The sequence below is a fragment of the Cobetia amphilecti genome, from assembly GCF_032923285.1.
Taxonomy (GTDB): domain Bacteria; phylum Pseudomonadota; class Gammaproteobacteria; order Pseudomonadales; family Halomonadaceae; genus Cobetia; species Cobetia amphilecti.
Genome location: NZ_CP136695.1, coordinates 3115409 through 3134476 on the forward strand (window position 1 = coordinate 3115409; position 19068 = coordinate 3134476).

At 63.2% G+C, this 19068-nt stretch carries 15 protein-coding genes; 11 read left to right on the forward strand and 4 right to left on the reverse strand.

Features of this window, described 5'->3' with window-relative positions:
• Nucleotides 1-15: 15 nt before the first annotated feature.
• Together R1T44_RS13265 and R1T44_RS13270 are read right to left on the reverse strand one after the other, a co-directional pair.
• Entirely contained in the window at nt 16-1635 is a 1620-nt protein-coding gene (locus R1T44_RS13265) for an alkaline phosphatase (protein ID WP_317292194.1), read from the reverse strand.
• Nucleotides 1636-2047: 412 nt separating this feature from the next.
• Complete coding sequence (locus tag R1T44_RS13270) at nt 2048-2521, reverse strand: tellurite resistance TerB family protein (protein WP_317292195.1); 474 nt, start codon at nt 2519-2521, stop codon at nt 2048-2050.
• Nucleotides 2522-2770: 249 nt separating this feature from the next.
• On the opposite strand from R1T44_RS13270, the gene metG reads away from it, so the two are divergent.
• Nucleotides 2771-4822, forward strand: coding sequence for a methionine--tRNA ligase (metG, locus tag R1T44_RS13275; RefSeq protein WP_317292196.1), 2052 nt, complete (start codon nt 2771-2773; stop codon nt 4820-4822).
• A 124-nt stretch (nt 4823-4946) separates the two neighbouring features.
• Here metG and R1T44_RS13280 read toward each other — a convergent pair whose 3' ends face one another.
• Nucleotides 4947-5453: a DUF3465 domain-containing protein gene (locus R1T44_RS13280; protein ID WP_317292197.1), complete on the reverse strand. Its 507-nt coding sequence runs from the start codon at nt 5451-5453 to the stop codon at nt 4947-4949.
• A 336-nt stretch (nt 5454-5789) separates the two neighbouring features.
• Between R1T44_RS13280 and rsxA the strand changes: the two genes are divergently transcribed.
• The 10 genes from rsxA to R1T44_RS13330 all read left to right on the forward strand — a co-directional run bounded on the left by rsxA (nt 5790) and on the right by R1T44_RS13330 (nt 16123).
• A complete protein-coding gene (rsxA, locus tag R1T44_RS13285) occupies nt 5790-6371 on the forward strand; it encodes an electron transport complex subunit RsxA (RefSeq protein ID WP_043334102.1) in 582 nt (193 codons plus the stop codon).
• 1 nt (nt 6372) lies between these two features.
• Nucleotides 6373-7011: an electron transport complex subunit RsxB gene (gene rsxB / locus R1T44_RS13290; protein ID WP_043334101.1), complete on the forward strand. Its 639-nt coding sequence runs from the start codon at nt 6373-6375 to the stop codon at nt 7009-7011.
• Nucleotides 7011-9986 carry an electron transport complex subunit RsxC gene (gene rsxC, locus R1T44_RS13295; protein ID WP_317292198.1) on the forward strand — a complete coding sequence of 992 codons (2976 nt, stop codon included), beginning with the start codon at nt 7011-7013 and terminating at the stop codon, nt 9984-9986. Before rsxB ends, rsxC begins: the two co-directional genes overlap by 1 nt.
• A gap of 91 nt (nt 9987-10077) precedes the next feature.
• A complete protein-coding gene (gene rsxD / locus R1T44_RS13300) occupies nt 10078-11118 on the forward strand; it encodes an electron transport complex subunit RsxD (RefSeq protein WP_317292199.1) in 1041 nt (346 codons plus the stop codon).
• Entirely contained in the window at nt 11115-11894 is a 780-nt protein-coding gene (rsxG, locus tag R1T44_RS13305; RefSeq protein ID WP_317292200.1) for an electron transport complex subunit RsxG, read from the forward strand. Before rsxD ends, rsxG begins: the two co-directional genes overlap by 4 nt.
• Nucleotides 11887-12597, forward strand: coding sequence for an electron transport complex subunit E (locus R1T44_RS13310; protein WP_043334099.1), 711 nt, complete (start codon nt 11887-11889; stop codon nt 12595-12597). Before rsxG ends, R1T44_RS13310 begins: the two co-directional genes overlap by 8 nt.
• Before the next feature lie 90 nt (nt 12598-12687).
• Nucleotides 12688-13323, forward strand: coding sequence for an endonuclease III (gene nth, locus R1T44_RS13315; protein WP_317292201.1), 636 nt, complete (start codon nt 12688-12690; stop codon nt 13321-13323).
• A gap of 243 nt (nt 13324-13566) precedes the next feature.
• A complete protein-coding gene (locus R1T44_RS13320; RefSeq protein WP_317292202.1) occupies nt 13567-13992 on the forward strand; it encodes a PAS domain-containing protein in 426 nt (141 codons plus the stop codon).
• A gap of 156 nt (nt 13993-14148) precedes the next feature.
• On the forward strand, nt 14149-15774 hold the full coding sequence (locus R1T44_RS13325) for a bifunctional diguanylate cyclase/phosphodiesterase (protein ID WP_317292203.1): 1626 nt from the start codon (nt 14149-14151) through the stop codon (nt 15772-15774).
• 61 nt (nt 15775-15835) lie between these two features.
• Nucleotides 15836-16123: a hypothetical protein gene (locus R1T44_RS13330; protein WP_043334097.1), complete on the forward strand. Its 288-nt coding sequence runs from the start codon at nt 15836-15838 to the stop codon at nt 16121-16123.
• Between the two features lie 230 nt (nt 16124-16353).
• Here R1T44_RS13330 and pepN read toward each other — a convergent pair whose 3' ends face one another.
• Entirely contained in the window at nt 16354-19005 is a 2652-nt protein-coding gene (gene pepN, locus R1T44_RS13335) for an aminopeptidase N (protein ID WP_317292204.1), read from the reverse strand.
• Nucleotides 19006-19068: the final 63 nt, after the last annotated feature.

A 19068-nucleotide genomic window follows, 5' to 3' on the forward strand; every position in this document is an offset into this window, starting at 1 on the left:
ATGGGCCGAGTCCGACTACTTCGCTACCACTGTCTTCAGATACTGTCCTATCTCGGAATGGTGCAGGATGGACGAGACCGGCAAGATGTCGTTGGCTGGCCCCCATGCAAAGACGTTGACTGGCGTATGGGTGTGCGTACCAGTCCCCCAGACGGTGTTTTGCTGTGTCGCCAATGCCCGCGCCAGCAGGTTGCCGCGATCGTTATAGGGGAAGAAGGCGTCGAAGTCGTGAACTGCCGGCACCTCGCTGACCCCGAGGTAACTATGTCCATCCACATGATAGGGGTTGGGCTTGTTGGCCAGTACTTCAGCTGCCTGGGCTTCGGTAATCTGGAAGTCACTATTGCTATTGACAGCCGCCATCAAGCGCGCCGGTGTGCGCTCACCTTGCGGTAGTGCCTCGAAATCACTGAGCAGCTCGTAATAGGTCTGCTTCTGCTCATAGAGACTGTCCAGAATCGAGAAGTCACCAAAATTGAAATTGGGAGCGTAATCCTGATCTGCGAATGCAGGGCCTGATTTCTTCTGCGCTGCCGGTAAATTGGCGCTGGAATAACTGAAGCCGAATGCTCCCGTCTCATGGTCGGCCGTTACCAGGATTATTGTATCGTCTCGCTCTCGCGCCCAGTCATAGACACCTTGCACGGCCTCATCGAACTTGATCAGTTCATTGAGCATGGTGCCCGCATCATTGGAATGCGCGGCCCAGTCGATCTGGCCACCCTCGACCATCAAAAAGAAACCATCATCATCCTGTTCCAGCATTGACAGTGCTTTCTGGGTCATCTCATGCAGGGTCGGCTGCTGACGCTGTGGGTCATCATGGCTATCTCGATAGCTGATACCATCCGCCATACCCGAGTTGGCGAATAGCCCCAATACCTTGGTGCCATTGAGTGCGGCCATCTGATCACGCGTAAAGGCTAGCCCATAGCCTTGATCTGCAGCTTCCTGGAGCAGATTTCGTTCATCCTTGCGCTTGGAGGTTGGCGACCAGGCACCTTGCATCAGCGTCTCGACACTGCCCGCGCTTTCCCCCGGCTCACTGACGGACTGTGGCACGAAGTGACGCAACCCTCCCGACAGCATGACATCCGGCCCGGTCATGAGCATGTCTTCGGCAATGGTATTTTCCAGTGAACGATGCGGCTGGTGGGCGGCGAAGGCCGCCGGAGTCGCGTGGGTCAGGCGCGTATCGGACACCAATCCGGTGGCCTTGCCGACTCGTTTGGCAAGCTCGAGGACGGTTTCCACCCGATTACCCTCTGAATCTATGCCGATCACCTCGCCCCCGGTGAAGATACCCGTCGAGAGCTGAGTCGCTGAACAGGCCGAATCCACTACCACGGCATCTTCAGGGTGAGTCAATGAAGCGCCCACCACGCCTTCCTTCGCCAGCTGGTAGAGTGCCGTCGAACGCCCCTGATATATCGAATCCGGCGCACGATTGGCGTATGTCTCCAGCATGCCAACCTGCTGGGGCCCCATGCCATCGCCAATCATCAGAATGACATTCTTGATCTCTGCCGCATTGGCCAGCGGCATCCAGCTCATGCTTCCCGTCAGCGCAACGACGGCCCACCCTTTTCGACACCATCGTCCTTGCTGGTTCTGATGAGGCATCATCATGGTCATCTTCCGTGTTCCCTTGTCATTGATGGCATCCGTGTTACCCGGGCACATACAGTACTCGTGCAAGTCTGTACGTCTGTGCTCGAACGGAGCGCTTGTTGGTCAGAAATGAATCGCGATCTGCTCACATGGCGGCACCCAAGGTGCCAACTGGAGCATGCGCTTCACTATTGACGACGCAAGCAGAGCCGTCCATATCAATGGCCCGGCTACGGGACAATTCATGACGAAAGGATGACATAAAGATGTCATTTCAATGGCAGCCGACACTGCGGCCCGAAGCCGCAAACACGACGCCCCCGCTGCCATTGGCAACGGGGGCGTCTGCTTGGGGATGCCTGAATAGCGGTGTCTGGACAGGGGCGTCCAGGCAGGGACGCTCGGATAGGGGAGAGTATATAAAACTCCTGACGGATCAGGTGTCTGGCTGTGCCGCCAGCTTGGTGCGGATGAACTCGCTGTGGCTGACATGCAGCAGGCCGGCAAGACGGCGGATGCGGTGCTCCTCCTGCGGGTCCAGCTCGCCATCGGCGTAGGCCAGTTCCCAGAGCATGCCGATCAGCTCGCTGCGCTCCTCAAGGCTCATGTGCTCGTTGAGCTGCTTGACGAAGCGGAAGTGGTCCGTGGCCTGCTCGGCATCCTGCTCGGCCTGGGTCAGCAGGCTGGCAAGTTCCTCATCCCCCAGCGAGAAGCGCTCGGCCAGCTGGCGCGCCAGGGCTTCACGTTCGCGCACATCGAGATGATCATCGGCGCGTACCACCTCGAACATCAGCACGGCCATGGCGAGTTCCGGGCCGGGCTCCTCGTTGGGACGGGAGTTGCTGCCGGGCATCATCACCTGGCGGATGAGACGATTGATCTGACCGGCGACGGATAGCTGTGCTGGCATGCTGACCTCCAGGAACGGAAAATGTAGTGTCCTTGAATCCTTCATGAGGGCAGCGGCACGGGTTGCAACCTCGCAGTTGCGCACGCCAGCGTTGCCGGTGACGCGACGCGCCCTTCGCGCCGCCCGCACCTTCGCGATATAGTAGCGCCCATCCCGACGGGGCGATGCGTTCGCCCCTTATCACGAGTCATCCCGGCGAGTGGCTGCGCACTGCGCAGCAGGCGCCCTTTACCGTCAAGACGAGGCCTCATGTCAGCGCGCAAGATTCTGGTTACCAGTGCCCTGCCCTATGCCAATGGGTCGATCCACCTGGGTCACCTGCTTGAGTACATCCAGACCGACATCTGGGTACGCTTCCAGAAAAGCCGTGGCCACGAATGCCATTACGTGTGCGCCGATGACGCCCACGGCACCGCCATCATGCTGCGTGCCGAGCAGGAAGGTATCACCGCCGAGCAGCTGATCCAGCGTGTGAGTGACGAGCACCAGGCCGACTTCGCCAAGTTCGGCGTCGGCTTTGACAACTATCACTCCACCCACTCGCCGGAGAACCGCGCCCACAGCGAGCGCATCTATCTGGCGCTGCGCGATGCCGGTCATATCGCCACGCGCGATATCGAGCAGATGTTCGATCCGGTCAAGGGCCTGTTCCTCGCCGACCGCTTCATCAAGGGCACCTGCCCGAAGTGCAAGACCGAAGACCAGTACGGCGACAACTGTGAAGCCTGCGGCGCGGCCTACACGCCGGCCGAGCTGATCGATCCGGTCTCGGCCATTTCCGGCGCCACGCCGGAAATGCGCACGTCCACCCACTACTTCTTCAAGCTGCCGAACTTCGCCGAGTTCCTGCAGGAGTGGACCAAGAGCGGCCGCGTGCAGAGCCAGATTTCCAACAAGCTGCAGGAATGGTTCGAGGCGGGTCTGGCCGAGTGGGACATCTCCCGCGATGCGCCCTACTTCGGCTTCGAGATTCCCGACGCGCCGGGCAAGTACTTCTACGTGTGGCTGGACGCGCCGATCGGCTACCTCGCCAGCTTCCAGAACCTGTGCGAGAAGCAGGGCATCGACTTCGACAGCTACTGGAAGGCCGATTCCGACGCCGAGGTCTATCACTTCATCGGCAAGGACATCGTCTACTTCCACGCCCTGTTCTGGCCGGCGATGCTGGAAGGTGCCGGCATGCGCACCCCGACCGGCGTCAACTGCCACGGTTTCGTGACCGTCAATGGCGCCAAGATGTCCAAGTCGCGCGGCACCTTCATCAAAGCCGACACCTACGCGCAGTTCCTCAACCCGGAATACCTGCGCTACTACTTCGCCGCCAAACTGACCTCCGGCGTCGATGACCTCGACCTCAACCTCGACGACTTCACCGCCCGCGTGAATTCCGACCTGGTCGGCAAGGTGGTCAACATCGCCAGCCGCTGCGCCGGGTTCGTCAAGAAGTTCGGCGACGGCAAGCTGTCCGCCACCTGCGCCGAGCCGGAGCTGGTCGAGCGCTTCATCGCCGCTGGCGAAGGCATCGCGGCAGACTTCGAAGCCCGTGAATTCGCGCGCGCCATGCGCAAGGTGATGGAACTGGCCGATGAAGCCAACACCTACATCGCCGACAAGGCGCCGTGGGCGATGGCCAAGGAAGACGGCCGCGAGCAGGAAGTGCTCGACGTCTGCTCCGTGGGCATCAACCTGTTCCGCCAGTTGATGGTCTACCTGGCGCCGGTAATTCCGGAGCTGACCGACAAGGCACGTGACTTCCTGAACCTCGAGAGCCTCGACTGGGCCAGCCGTGAAAGCGTGCTGACCGATCATGCGATCAACAAGTTCAAGCCGCTGCTGACGCGCGTCGAGCCGGAGCGCATCGACAAGATGCTCGAAGCCTCGCGCGAAGTGCTGGTCGAGGAGCAGAAGATCAAGGACGGCACCGCCAAGGCCGAAGCCGCGGCCGCGCCGAGCCCGCTCGACGCCGACCCGATCGCCGACGAGATCGACTTCGATACCTTCATGAAGACCGATCTGCGCGTGGCGAAGATCGTCAAGGCGGAGCACGTCGAGAAGGCGGCCAAGCTGCTCAAGCTGACGCTGGATATCGGTGGCGAGACACGCACCGTGTTCTCCGGCATCAAGTCCGCCTACGCGCCGGAAGCGCTGGAAGGTCGTCTGACAGTGATGGTCGCCAACCTGGCGCCGCGCAAGATGCGCTTCGGCGTGTCCGAGGGCATGGTGCTGGCCGCCGGTGACGACGAAGGCATCTACCTGCTGGAGCCGCACACCGGTGCCAAGCCGGGGCAGCGCGTCACTTGATCCACTGATGATGCGCCGAGGGCTCTTTGCGATACCACGCTGAGGGCTCTTCAGCACAACGCCCCGCCAGAGACTCTCTGGCGGGGCGTTGTCGTTCATGCGTCACATCCGGCCAGCGGGACGGCTACTCGTAGCGACGACCGGCATGCTCCAGCCAGCCATCCACATGGCGGCCACCGGGATCATGATGCGTCCAGTGGATCACGCCGCCCTTGTCGGTCCACTCATATTCCCCGTAGAAGCCGATGCGATCACCGACCTGAAGACTGTCGATGCGTGGCGCGAGATCGATGTTGTGCGCCACCAGAATGGTGGTGCCGCCCGCGACCCGGATCAGGAACTTCTGATGACGGCTGCCCTTGAGATCATCCCTGAGCAGACGCGTCACCTCGCCCATGCCCCGCACCTGCACATCACTCTGCTGGGCACTGATGGCGCGCCTGAGTCGGCTCTCGTCCGCCGAGGAAGCGCCTTCCCCCTGCGTCGCCTCGGCCTGCGGCGGCTGGAAGTCATTCCACAGCTGGGAGAGCGAGAAATTGCCATTGCCCGTCAGCTGCGAGATACCCGCCATCGCCACCACCAGGATGATGACCCATAACGGCCGACGGCCGCGTGTTCCTGTCCTGCGCATATCCCGCTCCTTGTGCCACCCCTAGTGACGTGAAAGTCGCTGATCACGCCATAATCAATAATAGTAATAAAGGAATTCTTCTTTATTACTTCAAGAACCAAGCAAAACGCGAAACAATGGTCGTCTCATGCTGGCAACACTATGCCTCGCTTGCCACGCTACAGGCTGTCGGCCAGCAGCATCTTGCGTATAATATCGCCGCGCTCGACGATCCCCTGCCCTGCAGCTTCCTGACAGCTTGCGGCAGCAACAGCCCTGATCGCCTGCGAGTGCCGGTTAATGCATGCCGCGAGCACGGAAGCGCCTTCGAAACACCCTGACCGAGCGACGCCCCTGATGAGTGAATACCTTCTTATCCTGATCAGCACCATCCTGGTCAACAATTTCGTACTGGTGCAGTTCCTCGGCCTGTGCCCCTTCATGGGTGTCTCCAACAAGCTGGAGTCCGCAATGGGCATGTCGCTGGCCACCACCTTCGTGCTCACGTTGTCGTCGATGTGCGCCTACCTGACCTATCACTTCATCCTCGCGCCGCTGGGGCTCGAGTACCTGCGCACCATCGCCTTCATCATGGTGATCGCCGTGGTGGTACAGTTCACCGAAATGGTGGTCAAGAAGACCAGCCCGCTGCTCTATCAGGTGCTGGGCATCTTCCTGCCGCTGATCACCACCAACTGCGCGGTACTCGGCGTGGCGCTGCTGACCCTGAACCGCAATTCCAGCTTCATGGAAGCCACGCTCTACGGCTTCGGCGCGGCCGTCGGCTTCTCGCTGGTACTGGTACTGTTCGCTGCCATGCGCGAGCGTCTGGCCGTCGCCGATGTGCCGCGTCCCTTCCAGGGCCCAGCCATCGCGATGATCACCGCCAGCCTGATGTCGCTGGCCTTCCTCGGCTTCTCCGGACTGGTGCAGATCTGACATGCTCGAATTCTTCAACGACCATACGCTGATCTCCGCCATCGTCGCACTGGTGGCCATGGCCGTCGTCTTCGGCGGTCTGCTCGGCTTTGCCGCCGTGGCCTTCAAGGTCGAGGGCGACCCCATCGTCGAGCAGATCGACCAGCTGCTGCCGCAGACCCAGTGCGGCCAGTGCGGCTATCCGGGCTGCAAGCCCTACGCCCAGGCCATCGCCGAAGGCGACGAGATCAACAAGTGCCCGCCGGGCGGCGAGAGCACCATCGCCTCGCTGGCCGACCTGCTGGGCCGTGAGGCCACGCCGCTGGATGGCGACAGCGACAACACGCCCAAGGTGGCGGTGATTCGCGAGGACGAATGCATCGGTTGCACCAAGTGCATCCAGGCCTGCCCTGTCGATGCCATCCTCGGTGCCGCCAAGCACATGCATACCGTGATCGCCGACGAATGCACCGGCTGCGACCTGTGTGTCGAACCCTGCCCGGTCGATTGCATCGACATGGTGCCGGTCGCCACTGACGTGCGCAGCTGGCACTGGCCGCAACCGGCGGGCCCGACCCGCGACAATGCCCGCTTCAGTGGCAATCTGATCGTGACCGATGCCGCCGATTCTACTGCCACATCTGCAAGGAATGTCGCCTGATGGTTCTGTCGTTACTCAAATCCATGGTGACTTCCTCACGTTCCGCCGCCACGGCGGAGGCGGAACACACACAGAAGGGCCAGGACGCGCCGCGCGTGTTCGACTTCCACGGCGGTATCCATCCGCCGGAGCACAAGGCGCTCTCCAACCGCGCCCCGCTGGTGGCCGCCCCGCTGCCCCGTGAGGTGGTGCTGCCGCTCAGCCAGCATATCGGCGCGCCCGCCCAGCCGCTGGTGGAAATCGGCCAGCGCGTCAAGACGGGCGAACTGATCGCCCGCGCCCAGGGCATGATCTCCGCCCCGGTGCATGCCAGCATCACCGGCGTGGTCACCGCCATCGAGCCGCGCCAGATTCCCCACGTCTCAGGCCTGGAAGACCTGTGCATCGTGATCGAGCGCGACGGCGAGATCGATGAATGGGCGCGCCTGGAAGCCTGGCGCGACTGGCGTCAGCAGGAAGCCCAGGACCTGATCCAGCGCCTGCAGGATGCCGGTGTGGTCGGCCAGGGCGGTGCCGGCTTCCCCTCGGCAGTGAAGGCGCGGGTGCGTGAGCGCCACGCCATCGACACCCTGATTCTGAACGCGGCGGAGTGTGAACCCTACATCACCGCCGATGACCTGACCATGCGCACGCATCCGGAAGCGCTGATCGAAGGGCTCGAGATTCTCGCCAGCCTGATCGGCCCCGAGTGCATCCTGATCGGCATCGAAGACAACAAGCCCGAGGCCGTTATCGCGCTGGAACAGGCGATTCGCGCCCGCCGCGCCGACAAGCGCCTGCCGCCGCTGGATTCACGCCTCGAAGTCGTGGTGGTACCGACCAAGTATCCCTCCGGTGGCGAGAAGCAGCTGATCAAGCTGCTGACGGACCGCGAAGTACCCAGCCGTGGCCTGCCCGCCGATATCGGTGTGGTGGTGCACAACCCGGGCACCGTGCGCGCCGTGCAGCGTGCAGTGTGCTTCGGCGAGCCGATGATCTCGCGCGTCGTCACCCTGACCGGTGAGGCGCTGCAGCACCCGCACAATGTCGAGGCGCGCCTGGGCACCTCCATCGCAGACCTGCTGCGTCTGGCGGCGCCGGCGCCGACGGGTATCGCACGCCTGGTGATGGGCGGGCCGATGATGGGCTTCACGCTCGAGAGCGACGCCCTGCCGATCATCAAGACCACCAACTGTCTGCTGGCCTCCTCCCCCGAGTCACTGCCGCCCCCGGCGGTCGAGCAGCCGTGCATCCGTTGCGGCATGTGCGAGCAGGCCTGTCCGGCCGAGCTGCTGCCGCAGCAGCTCTACTGGTTCTCCAAGGCACGCGAGTTCGACAAGGCCGAGCTCTACAATCTGGCGGACTGCATCGAATGCGGCGCCTGCTCCTATGTCTGTCCCAGCCAGATTCCGCTGGTGCAGTATTACCGCTTCGCCAAGGGCGAGATTCGCAGCGCTCAGCACGAGGCGCGCAAGTCCGAACGCGCGCGTCACCGCTTCGAATTCAAGCAGGCGCGCATGGCGCGCGAGGAAGCCGAGAAGGAAGCCAAGCGCCAGCAACGCGCTCAGGCGGCACAGAAGTCCGCCGCCGCCAGCGCCGATGCCAGCGCCGATGCCAGCGCCGCCGCTGACACGACCTCGGCCTCCACAGCGGCCGCCGCTGCCCAGCCGGCACCGGCCACCGACATCAAGGCCTTCAAGACGGCGCGCGCCGCGGCCAACATCGCCGTCAAGAAGGCCGAGAAGGCCCTCAAGGCAGCGCAGGATGGCGGTGAGAGCTCCGAGAGCGATATCGCAAAGCTCGAGGCCAACGTGACCGCGGCCAAGACCAAGCTTGCCAGCGCCGAGAGCGATCTCAAAGCCGCCAGCGAGGCAAGCGAGTCAGCTGCCCCGGCGGCTGCCGGCGCTTCGACAGCCAGCACTGCGACAACCGGCGCGACTGCCCCCGCCGCCGATCTCAAGGCACTCAAGACGGCGCGCGCCGCGGCCAATATCGCGGTCAAGAAAGCCGAGAAGGCCCTCAAGACCGCCCAGGACAGCGGTGAAGGCGATATTCCCGCCCTCGAGACCAGCGTGGCAGAGGCCAAGACCCGACTGGCCAAGGCCGAAGCCGACCTCAAGGCTGCCAGCGAGGCCAGCGAGTCAGCTGCCCCTGCGGCGGCCAGCGCTTCCGCGACAGGCGCGGCTGCCCCGGCAGCCGATCTCAAGGCGCTCAAGACGGCGCGTGCCGCGGCCAATATCGCGGTCAAGAAAGCCGAGAAGGCCCTCAAGACCGCCCAAGACAGCGGTGAGGGCGACATCCCCGCCCTCGAGACCAGCGTGACGGATGCCAAGGCGCGCCTTGCCAAGGCTGAGGGCGATCTCAAAGCGGCAACCGACGCCGCTGGCGCTGATAAAAGCCCTGTGGCAAGCGCTGCGGCTGGCTCTTCTGCCAACGCTTCTGCACCGGCAGCTGCGGCACCCAGCGCCGATATCAAGGCACTCAAGACGGCGCGCGCCGCGGCCAATATCGCGGTCAAGAAGGCCGAAAAGGCCCTGGCCCGTGCCAGCGAGAGCGGCGAAGGCGATATCGAGGACCTGCAGACCCTGCTGGCCACGGCCCAGGAGAACCTGCGTGCCGCCGAGGTGCGCCTCAACAGCGCGCAAGCTGGCAGCACTGACGCGACGCCTGCCGCCAAGGGTGCGGGCGAATTGATTCCCGAGGCGCCCAAGCCCGCTGCGGGTTCTGTCGGGCGCGGCAGCATGGCCAGCAACGTGACACTCTCTCAGGCCGAGATCGAGGCATCACGCGCCGAGAACCTTGCCAAGCGTCACAAGCAGGTCAGCATCGCGGTCAAGGCGGCCGAGGCAGCCCACCGCAAGGCAGAGGCGGCATTGAGCGAGGCGGATGACGAAAACCGTCAGCGCCTGGCGACCAAGGTCGACCGCACGCGCCGCAATCTGGAACACGCCCGCGAGTCATTGGCCGAGGTGCAGGCACTGGTGGACGCCCAATGAGTGACCTGAGCCCAATTACCGCGCCAATGGCGACTCATCCTGAAGCACGCCTCGTGTCATTGCCCATTTACCGCAAGGATCTGACCGTCTCATGAGCCTGATGCATGCAAGCTCCCCCCATGCCCACGGACCAACCGCCACCTCGCGCGTGATGGCCTGGGTGCTGGCCGCGACGCTGCCGGGTATCGCCGTGCTGTGCTGGCACTATGGCTGGGGTGTGCTGTTCAACCTCGTCTTTGCCTGTCTGGCGGGTGTCGCCCTCGAGGCGCTGCTGCTCAAGCTGCGTGGCCGCCCGGTCAGCTTCTTCCTCAAGGACAATTCGGCGCTGGTGACCTGCGTGCTGCTGGCAGTATCGTTGCCGCCGCTGGCGCCCTGGTGGCTGGTACTGACCGGCGTAATCGCGGCCATCGTGGTCGCCAAGCAGCTCTACGGTGGCCTGGGCCAGAATCCGTTCAACCCGGCGATGGTCGCCTATGCGCTGCTGCTGATCTCCTTCCCGGTCGAGATGTCGCGCTGGTCATCCCCCGATGGCTTCGCACTCGGCTTCGCTGACAGCCTGCAGCAGTTCTTCGGCGTGATCGCCACACCAGACGCCCTGACCGGCGCCACGCCGCTGGACGCCTTCCGCAACAAGGGCGAGCTTTCCAGCAGCGAGTTCTGGGCAGACCCGAGCCTGCTGCCCGCCGCCAACCTGCTGGCCTGGCAGCAGACGGCCATCGCCTGGGGCCTCGGCGGCCTGGTGCTGCTGGCGCGTCGCCTGATCACCTGGCATATCCCGGTGGCGATGCTGGTCAGCCTAGCGGTGATCTCCGCCATCTTCGCCTTCGTGGATGGCGAGCAGCATGCCAGCCCCCTGTTCCACCTGCTGTGCGGTGCGGCGATCTTCGGCGCCTTCTTCATCGCCACGGACCCCGTCACGGCGGCGACCTCCAACAAGGGCAAGCTCTATTACGGCGTCGGCATCGGCGTGCTGATCTACCTGATTCGCACCTTCGGCGCCTATCCTGACGCCATCGCCTTCGCGGTGCTGCTGATGAACTTCAGCGTGCCGTTCATCGATTACTACACCCAGCCACGCAGCTATGGTCACAAGAAGGCCCGTCGCGGCATCAAGCTGGAGGACAAGGCATGAGCCTGACGCCTGATCAGCCCGAACAGCAAGCCCAGGCCGCGCAGGGTCTGAAGCACACCATCGCGCGGGCCGCGCTGGGCCTGGCGGTCTTCGCCGTCGTCACCGCCGGCGTCGTCGCCGTGACCCAGATGACCACCGCCGAGACCATCGCCGACAACGAGCGTGCCGCCCAGAGCGCGGCGCTGGCCGAGATCATCCCGCCGTCGCTGCACGACAATGACCTGCTCGACGCGGCCTTCGCCCTGCCGCCCTCTCAGGTGCTGGGCCTGGAGAGCGCCGATACCGGCTGGCGCGCCACCAAAAATGGCAAGACCGTCGCGGTGCTGCTGCCGGTCGTGACCGGCAAGGGTTACAGCGGCGACATCCGCCTGCTGGTCGGTATCCGTGCCGATGGCAGCGTGGCCGGAGTGCGCGCCGTCAAGCACGCCGAGACCCCGGGGCTGGGCGACAAGATCGAAGCGCGCAAGTCCGACTGGATTCACGAATTCGATGACCAGACGCTCAGCTCGGTGGAATGGAAGGTGAACAAGGATGGCGGTGATTTCGACCAGTTCACCGGTGCGACCATCACCCCGCGCGCCGTGGTGGGTGCTGTTCGTCAGGCATTGATCTACTTCATGGCGCACCGCACGGCACTGCTGGCCGGGGACAGCGAGACGCTGACCGCGACCCGCCGCGCTGCCAGGGCCCAGCAAGACACGCAAGCTCCCACCGCTGATGGCACGCTCACGCCATCAGCGCCTTCTGAACACGGCGGAGACGAACCTCATGAGTGATATCTCGCTTGGCAAGATCAGCCGCGACGGCCTGTGGGACAACAACCCGGCGCTGGTACAGCTGCTGGGCCTGTGTCCGCTGCTGGCCGTCACCGCCAGCGTCGTCAACGCCATCGGGCTGGGGCTTGCCACGCTGCTGGTGTTGATCGGCTCCAACGTGGCGGTGTCGCTGATCCGCAATCTGGTGCCTTCTGCAGTGCGCCTGCCGGCCTTCGTGATGATCATCGCCTCGTTCGTGACCTGTGCCGAGCTGCTGATGAAGGCCTACACCTATGAGCTCTATCAGATTCTCGGCATCTTCATTCCGCTGATCGTCACCAACTGCGCGATTCTCGGGCGTGCCGATGCCTTCGCCGCCAAGCATCCCGTGCTGCCGGCCGCCACCGATGGCTTGATGATGGGGCTGGGGTTCATGGCCGTGCTGGTGCTGCTGGGTGGCATGCGTGAGCTGTTCGGCCAGGGCACGCTGTTTGCCGGCATGGAACTGCTCGTCGGGCCGATGGCCGCCGACTGGCAGCTGACGATCTTCCCGGACTACTCCTTCCTGTTCCTGGTGCTGCCGCCGGGCGCCTTCTTCTGCATGGGGCTGATCATCGCGGGCAAGAAGACCATCGATGAGCGCCTCGAGCAGCGCCGCAAGGCAGCCAACGCCGATGCGCCCAAGGTGTCGCGTCGTGTACGCGTGACCGGCACCATCTCCTGAGCCCCTTTCACACAGGCTGTCAGCCCGCTGGCTGACAGTCTGTGTCGACGACGCCTGCTCCCAAGCCCTTACCGCCGCCGCCGAGATATCATGAACGCCCAGAAACGCCTCGAGATCTTCACCCGCCTGCGCAACGAGAATCCTGAGCCACGCACCGAGCTTGCCTGGTCAACGCCCTTCGAGCTTTTGATCGCGGTGCTGCTGTCGGCGCAGGCGACGGATGTGGGCGTCAACAAGGCCACGGCGAAGCTGTATCCGGTCGCCAATACGCCGGAGAGCATCCTCGCGCTGGGTGTCGAGGGCCTGAAGGGGTACATCAAGACGATCGGCCTGTTCAACACCAAGGCCGAGAACGTCATCAAGACCTGCCGCATGCTGATCGAACGGCATGGTGGTGAGGTGCCGCAGACCCGCGAGGCGCTGGAAGCGCTGCCCGGGGTGGGCCGCAAGACTGCCAACGTGGTGCTCAACACCGCCTTCGGCCAGCCGACCATGGCAGTGGACACGCACATCTTCCGTGTCTCCAACCGCACGCGCATCGCCCCGGGCAAGAACGTGCTGGAGGTCGAGCACAAGCTGATGCGCCATGTGCCCAAGGAGTTTCTGGTCGACGCCCACCACTGGCTGATCCTGCATGGCCGCTACACCTGTGTGGCACGCAAGCCGCGCTGCGGCAGCTGCATCATCGAAGACCTCTGCGAGTACAAGGACAAGGTCGATCTGTAACGCCGCCAGGCACGAGGATTTGATGATTTCTTCATGATCAGGGGCTTGATGACTGGGGCTTGATGACTGGGACTTGATCACCAGGCGCCTGGCGAAAGCCCCGATCCTGCGTAGACTTCCTGCGTGGCATGCAGCGTGGGCTGCATGCGTGATCGTTGATTGAGCATGGACCCCGCTTCCCCGCCTATTCAACCGAGCGGCCACGTAGACTGAGAGCACAGACCGTCGCCTCAGGAACCTGCCATGACCGCACCTTCCGATGCCGGGGATCGCCGCTATCCGCGCCCAGAAGGCTCCGACGATTTCCGCCAGCCTGATGACAGCAGCCTGCACTCGCGCCTGCTGGAGATGTCGTCGCGTCTCGAGGCACTGGAAGCCGAGAACCACCTTTTACGCACCTTGGTCGACACCCACCCCGACATCATGTTCATCAAGGATGCCAAGGGGCTGTTTCGCTACGCCAACCGCACCCTGACCGACTTCTATGGCACTTCACGCGAGGACATCGTCGGACGTGATGACAGCCATTACACCGGCAATACCGAGCAGAGCCACTTCTTTCGGCGCAGCGTGGAGCAGGTGCTCAGCAGGTTCGAGCGCGAGACGGTCTTCGAGGATGCCACCGACGGCACCACCGGCGAGGTCAACCACTTCCGCTCCATCAAGTAGCCCTTCCATGACATTCACGGCCAGCCGCTGGTCGCCGTTCTGGCGCACAACATCACCATTGAAGTCCGTGAGCATGAGCGCAAGACCCGCCAGATCGACCACATCTATGACACCTCGCTGGAAGGCTTCTGGGACTGGAATATCCTGACCAGTTCCGTGACGCACAATCGCCGCTGGTCACAGATTCTGGGCATCCCGGAGAGCGAGCTCAGCAACAGCCTGGAAGAATTCGCAAGCCTGCTGCACCCCGAGGACAAGCCCGAGACGATGATCGCCATCCAGGACTGCATGGCGGGCAAGACGGCCTACTATCACCGCCACCGCATGCTGACCCGCGGTGGCGACGTCGTCTGGGTGATCGACAAGGGCGATGTCATCGAGCGGGACAGCGAAGGCAATCCGTTGCGCATGATCGGCTCGATCACCGATATCACGCGTATCGTCGAATCAGAGGCCCTGCTGCACCAGCACAGTCGCTTCGACTCGCTGACCAAGCTGGCCAACCGAGCCACGCTGATCGACAGCCTGCAGCAGGCCATCATCATCACCGACGCCCGTGGCACCCACGGCGCGCTCATCTTCATCGATCTGGACCACTTCAAGAAGATCAACGACCTGCTGGGGCATACCACCGGCGACCATCTGTTGATCGAGGTGGCCCACCGCCTGAGCTCCACGGTGCGTGACAGCGACCTGGTGGCGCGCTTCGGCGGGGACGAGTTCGTCATCCTGGTACAGCCCCTGAGCCATGATCCGCAGACTGCCTGTCGCGAACTGGATGAGCTGATGGAACGCCTGCAGCAGGCGCTCAACCAGCCGTATTCGCTCTCAGGCCCGCAAGCGCAGCCACTGCAACATCACAGCTCGGCGAGCCTGGGCAGCATCATGTTCCATGATCGCCATCTGAGTGCGGAGGAACTCATCCGGCGCGCGGATATCGCGATGTATCGCGCCAAGGAAGCCGGACGCAATCAGACCGTCCGCTTTGATCCCAGCATGCGCGTGGAGCTTGAGCGCGCCGTGCAGCTGGAAAATGACCTGCGCCGCGCCATCGAGAATGAAGAGCTCTACGTGGAACTGCAGCCGCAATTCGATCGGGGACTCAAGCTGGTCGGCGCCGAGTGCCTGTTGCGCTGGCGACACGCCAAGCTCGGCAATATCTCGCCCTATGAATTCATTCCACTGGCCGAGAAGAGCCAGCTGATCGACAGCCTCGGCGACTGGGTACTGGAGCAGGCCTGCAAGCTGCTGGAGGACTGGCAGAAAGGCACCGTCTTCGCCAGGATCTACCTGTCGGTCAATGTCAGCGTCAAGCAGCTGGACTCCCCTCACTACGTCGGCAATGTCGCCAAGGCACTCAGCCAGCACACGCTCGACCCGCAATATCTGCAGCTGGAGCTGACCGAAAACGTCTTCGCCACCGACATGCCCGCCACGGTGGCACGCATGCACGAACTGCGCTCGTTGGGCCTGCGTCTGTCGCTGGATGATTTCGGCACCGGTTTCTCCTCACTGACCTACATCAAGCACCTGCCCTTCGATGAGCTCAAGGTCGACCGCAGCTTCGTCAATGATCTCGAGAACGACGAGATGAATCGCCGCATGGTGAACTTCATGGTACAGCTGGGGCGTGAGCTGGGCATGTGCGTGGTGGCGGAAGGCGTCGAGACCCCCAGACAGCGCGAACTGCTGCTGGAGATGGGTTGTGATGCCCTTCAGGGCTATCTGATGGACAAGCCGATGGCGATCGAGGCATTCACCGCCAAGTATCAGCTCGGATGACAGCGCATCCGCGTCTTTCATGGCACACTGGGGCCTCTTTTCTGTCTGGACATCATGCGTTATGGAAGACTTCTTCAACTGGATCGGCACGCAACTGGGTGCTGCCATTCGCTTCATCGTCGAAGGTCTGGGCGGTTTCTTCGCCAACTTCGATGATGCCCTATCGGGATTCTTCAATGGCCTCACTGGTGAGCTGGGGCTCAGCACTTCGCTGTTCAGCCTGCTGGGATTGATTCTGGGACTTTACCTGCTCTTCAAGGGCATCACGTCACTGTTGAGAGGCTCCATCATCGGCGGGCTATTGATGACCTTCATCGGCCTGACCTTCCTGGGCTGGATGATTGCCTGACGCGCGATGCCCCTGAAAGCGATGACCCTGAAAGCGATGACCCTGAAAGCGATGACCGTGTACGCAATGATCGTATACGCGATGGTCTTGAAGGCGATGCCCTGACGGGACTTGCGCCAGGCGCGTGACATGAAAAAGCCCCTGCCGATTGGCAGGGGCTTTTTCATGTCGGCGGCAGTCACCGCATCGCGCGATGACTGCCGTCTGTCTTCAAGGGCCAGCTCAGCGGATCAGGCCAGTGCCTTCTCCACGACTTCATACAGGTTGTTCGAGAGCTTCTCGCCACGGATACGCTCAAGCTCTGCCTTCATCAAGTCCTGACGCTTGGCATCGAAACGCTTGTAACGCGTCAGCGGCGTGATAATGCGCGCCGCGATTTCCGGATTCAGACGATTGAGCTCGATGACCACATCCGCCAGCAGACGATAGCCTTCGCCATCGAGACGGTGGAAGTTGACGCGGTTCTGGCCGGCGAAGGCGCCGATCAAGGCACGCACCTTGTTGGGGTTGGTCAACGAGAAGGCCGGGTGCTCCATCAGGAAGCGCACGCGGTCCAGCACATCGGCCTGCGGACGCGTGACCTGGATCGAGAACCACTGGTCCATCACCAGCGGATCATGCGACCAGCGCTCGGCGAAGGACTTGAGCGCCGGGTCACCCAGATCGGTGCGTGAGGAGTGCACCAGCATCGTCAGCGCGGCACGCACGTCAGTCATGTTGTGGGCCGCCGCCAGCTGGGCCTGGGCCAGGCGCACGCCCTCCTCGTCTTCGATGCTCATCAGATAGCTGAGCGCGGCATTCTTGAGGCTGCGACGCGCCATCTGCTCGAAGGTCGGCACGTAGTCGCCCTGCTGCGCATTGGCGTGATAGAGCGCCACGAAGTCGTCGCGCAGCGCACTGGCCAGCTGCGCCTTGGTGGTCTTGCGCGCCCAGTGGATGGCATCGACATCGACGACACTCTGCTGCTCGGCGATATAGGCCTCCGAGGGCAGCGTCAGCATCTCGGCCAGCACCGCACGATCGGAAGCCTCGCTCTGGAGCAGGAAGCGATAGGCGGCCAGCAGGCGCTCATCCAGCTGGGCCTCCTGCTCGCCACGCTGCCAGGCCGCCATCAGGTCTTCAAGCGCTGCCATGGCCAGACGCTGACCGGCATCCCAGCGGTTGAAGCCATCGCTGTCGTGCTGCATCAGGAAGGCCAGCTGCTCACGGCTGTAGTCAAAGGCCAGCTTGACCGGCGCCGAGAAGCCACGCAGCAGCGACGGCACCGGCTCGGCATCGCCGGCAAGGCCGGTGAAGACGAAGGTCTGCTCGGCTTCGGTCAGCTCCAGCACGGTTTCCGTGCCCAGCGCTTCGCCGTCGAGGGTCAGCGCCAGATCGCTGCCATCGGCGCCGACCAGCCCCATGCGCACCGGAATCACCAGCGGCAGCTTCTCCGCCTGCCCCGGTGACGGCGGCGTGGACTGACGCAGCGTGAGGGAATAGGTGCCTGCCTGGGCATCGAAGGTGCCGCTGGCGGCGATGTTCGGCGTTCCGGCCTGTGAGTACCAGCGCATGAACTGGCTGAAGTCGCGACCGGAGGCTTCGCTCATCGCGCTGATGAAGTCCTCGATGGTGGCGGCGCTGCCATCGTTGCGCGCGAAGTAGAGGTCACTGCCACGACGGAAGGCCTCTTCCCCGAGCAGGTTGGCGACCATGCGCACCACTTCGGAACCCTTCTCGTAGATGGTCAGGGTGTAGAAGTTGGAAATCTCGATATAGGACGCCGGGCGCACCGGATGTGCGGTGGGGCCGGCATCTTCGGCGAACTGCGCGGTACGCAGCATGGCGACGTCTTCGATACGCTTGACCGGCGCCGAGTTCATGTCGGCGGAGAAGGTCTGGTCGCGATAGACGGTGAAGCCTTCCTTCAGGGACAGCTGGAACCAGTCACGGCAGGTGACGCGGTTGCCCGACCAGTTGTGGAAGTACTCATGCGCGACCACCCCTTCGACGCGCTGGAAGGCGGCGTCGGTGGTGGTATCGGGGTTGGCCAGCACGCAGGCGCTGTTGAAGATGTTGAGGCCCTTGTTCTCCATCGCGCCCATGTTGAAGTCGTTGACCGCGACGATCATGAAGATGTCGAGGTCATATTCGCGACCGTAGACTTCCTCGTCCCACTTCATGGAGGCCTTGAGGGAGTTCATGGCGTGCTGGGTCTTGTCGAGATTTTCCGGCTCGACCCAGATTTCCAGAGCGACGTCACGGCCACTCATGGTGGTGAAGCTGTCGTCATGCTTGACCAGGTCTCCCGCCACCAGCGCGAACAGATAGCACGGCTTGGGATGCGGGTCCTGCCAGGTGACGAAGTGACGACCGCCCTCGCGCTCGCCACGCTCGATGGGATTGCCGTTGGAGAGCAGGATCGGGTAGCTGTCCTTGTCGGCGATGATGGTGGTGGTGAACACCGACATCACGTCCGGGCGGTCCGGGTAGTAGGTGATGCGACGGAAGCCTTCGGCCTCGCACTGGGTGCAGAACATGCCCGAGGACACATAAAGCCCTTCCAGCGCGGTATTCGCGGCCGGATCGATCACCACCACCGTCTCGAGCTCACAGTTGGCCGGCAGGCCGGCCAAGGTCAGGTGAGTCTCGTCGAGCTTGTATTCATCACTGGCGAGCGCTCGCCCATCGACACGCACGGACTCAAGCGTCAGATGCTCGCCATTGAGCACCAGCGGCGGCGTGGCATCACTGCCCACGGCGGCATCGGGATTGGCCTCGAGGGTCAGCACGGTCGTCACACGGGTCGCTGACGGTGCCAGATCAAACGTCAGGCGGGTGTCCAGCACACGCCAGGCGGGTGCCTGATAATCGGCAAGATGAATCGCTGCAGGTTGTGACATCAAAGACTCCGCAATCAGCGCCGCGGGAGAGGACTCCTCACGGCAGGAAGACAGCGGACAGCG